The organism is Spirillospora sp. NPDC049652 (genome assembly GCF_040675125.1).
In the GTDB taxonomy this organism is placed as follows: Bacteria; Actinomycetota; Actinomycetes; order Streptosporangiales; family Streptosporangiaceae; genus Spirillospora.
Genome location: NZ_JBFAOF010001030.1, coordinates 1 through 2,415 on the forward strand (window position 1 = coordinate 1; position 2,415 = coordinate 2,415).

At 72.5% G+C, this 2,415-nt stretch carries 5 protein-coding genes; all 5 read left to right on the plus strand.

The window, feature by feature from the left end; all coding sequences use genetic code 11:
• Window positions 1-203: 203 nt before the first annotated feature.
• A complete protein-coding gene (locus AB0J52_RS36415) occupies window positions 204-638 on the plus strand; it encodes a nuclear transport factor 2 family protein (RefSeq protein ID WP_500187461.1) in 435 nt (144 codons plus the stop codon).
• On the plus strand, window positions 635-1,000 hold the full coding sequence (gene folB / locus AB0J52_RS36420; protein ID WP_500187462.1) for a dihydroneopterin aldolase: 366 nt from the start codon (window positions 635-637) through the stop codon (window positions 998-1,000). Before AB0J52_RS36415 ends, folB begins: the two co-directional genes overlap by 4 nt.
• The gene (folK, locus tag AB0J52_RS36425; RefSeq protein WP_500187463.1) at window positions 997-1,596 is read left to right on the plus strand and encodes a 2-amino-4-hydroxy-6-hydroxymethyldihydropteridine diphosphokinase; all 600 of its coding nucleotides are present in this window, start codon (window positions 997-999) and stop codon (window positions 1,594-1,596) included. Before folB ends, folK begins: the two co-directional genes overlap by 4 nt.
• Window positions 1,593-2,072, plus strand: a complete 480-nt coding sequence (locus AB0J52_RS36430) for a DUF3180 domain-containing protein (RefSeq protein WP_500187464.1) — start codon at window positions 1,593-1,595, stop codon at window positions 2,070-2,072. The genes folK and AB0J52_RS36430 overlap by 4 nt, the downstream gene beginning before the upstream one ends.
• A gap of 61 nt (window positions 2,073-2,133) precedes the next feature.
• On the plus strand, window positions 2,134-2,415 hold a 282-nt coding region (locus AB0J52_RS36435; protein ID WP_500187465.1), incomplete at its 3' end, for a hypothetical protein.

Genomic DNA, 2,415 nt, shown 5'->3' on the forward strand with positions numbered 1-2,415 from the left:
GCCTGGTGCATCCGCGTCCACCGCGTCCGCCCCAACGCCGACGCCGTCCGCATGGCCGCCGCCATCGAGGCCCACACGACCCGCCAGACCCCCGGCGCCGATGTGAGCCGCGCGTCCGATGCGAGCTCCGGGACTGGGGTGGGGCCTGGGGGTGAGGGGGCGCCTCGTGGTGCTCGGGAGTCTTCTGGCGATGCGGGGCCCTGGTGAGCGGGGACGCGCGGGCCGTGAAGGCGGTCGAGGAGGCGAACGCCGAGTTCTACACCGCGTTCGAGGTCGGCGACTACGACAAGATGTCGGCGGTGTGGGCCGACGGCGAGCACGCCGGGGCGCTGGTGTGCGTGCATCCGGGCTGGCCGATGCTGCGCGGCCGCGACGAGGTGCTGCGCTCCTGGGCGCTGATCATGGCCAACACCAGCTACATCCAGTTCGTCCTGACGGACGTGGAGATCGACGTTTACGGCGACCATGCCGTGGTGACGTGCAAGGAGAACGTCCTCACCGCCGACGAGGACACCGAGACGGGCTTCCTCGCCGGCGGGAGCATCGTCGCCAGCAAGGTGTTCGTCCGCGACGGCGCGCGCTGGCGGCTGCTGCTCCACCACGGTTCACCCATCCTGAGCACGACAGAGGAAGAATGAGCCTGGACCGGATCGAACTGCGCGGGCTGCGGGCCCGCGGCCGGCACGGATGCCTGCCCGCCGAGCGTGAGCTGGGCCAGGAGTTCGTGGTGGACGTCTCGCTCGGGCTGGACACCCGCCCGGCCGCCGAGGGCGATGATCTCTCGCGTACCGTCGACTACGGATCGCTCGCGAGCAGGTTGGTCGCCGTGGTGGAGGGGGAACCCGTCAACCTGATCGAAACGCTCGCCGACCGGCTCGCGAAGATCTGTCTGGAGGACCCGAACGTCGCCGAGGCCGACGTCACCGTGCACAAGCCCGCCGCTCCGGTGCCGCATCCGTTCGCGGACGTCGCCGTGAGGATCAGGAGGAGTCGCCCATGACAGCGTCCGACCACAAGCCGGACCAGATGCCCGACCGGACCGCCACGGGCGGCCACATGCTCGTGTCGCACCGCGTCGTCCTGTCGCTGGGCAGCAACCTCGGCGACCGCCTGGACAACATCCAGGAGGCCGTCGACGCGCTGTTCGACGCGCCCGGCCTCGACTACGTGGCGCTGTCGCCGGTGTACGAGACCGCGCCGTTCGCGCCGGAGGGCGAGGAGCTCCCCGAGCAGGGCGACTACCTGAACATCGTGCTGGTCGCCGACACCCGGCTGCCTCCGGAGAACCTGCTGGAGCGCGTGCTCAACATCGAGAACTCGATGCGCCGCGTCCGCGAGGTCCGGTGGGGGCCGCGCACCCTCGACATCGACATCGTGATCTTCGGGGATGTCGAGCTGGACGAGCCGCAGCTCACGCTCCCGCACCCGCGTGCGCACGAGCGGGCGTTCGTGCTGGTGCCGTGGGCCGACATCGAGCCGGACGTGCTGCTCGGCAGCCACGGCCGGGTGGGCGACCTCGCCGCCGAAGCGGTGCGCGCGGGCGGACCGGACGCGGTGCGCCGCCGCGACGACCTGAGCCTCCAGCCGCCTGCATGAGACCGTCCCGTCCCGCCCTGCTCGCCACCCTGGTGATCGTCCCCGCGGCGATCACCTGGGTGGTGCTGCGCGCCGCCTACCTGTCGCTGCCGGTGCTGCCGTGGACGGCCGTGCCGACGCTGCTGCTGCTCGCCCTCGGCGAGGCGTTCACCGGGGTCAACCTGCTGCGCCGCATCCGCCGCAAACCGGGCAGCGACCTGAAGCCGGTCGAGCCGATCGTCGCCGCCAGGATGGCCGCCCTCGGCAAGGCCAGCGCGCACGCCGCCGCCGTCCTCGCGGGCATCTTCGGCGGCTTCGCGCTCAGCCTCGGCGACAACCTCGACAAGGCGACCCCCCGCCAGGACTTCTTCGTCAGCGGCGGCACGTTCCTCGCCGCCCTCGTCCTGGTCGGCGCGGCCTACTTCCTCGAGTACGCCTGCCGCGTCCCGAAGGACCCGGACGACGAGCACCGCGACCACGGCGTCTCCCGAGCCTGAGCCCTCCCGCCCCTCCCAGAGCCCTGCCCCTGCCCCTCGTCCGTCCCCGAGCGATCCCTCGTTGCCGCAGGCCGAGACGTGCGGCAACGCGATGGCCATCCTGCACGTCGCGGACGCGGACGCGCTGCTTTGGTCGGCGCGGCCGGGAGTGCCGGGGGAGTTCGCGCGGACGCGTGAGCTGCCTGACGTGACGGCCGTGGGCACTCTGCGGCGGGTAGTTCGCCGACGGCCGTCCCGCGCGTCGCGGATGCGGGGGCGGTTGCGCCGCTCTGGTTGGTGCGGCCGGGAGTGCTGGCGGGAGCTCGGTCCGGCGCGTGCGCTGCCGGATGTCACGGCCGTGGGC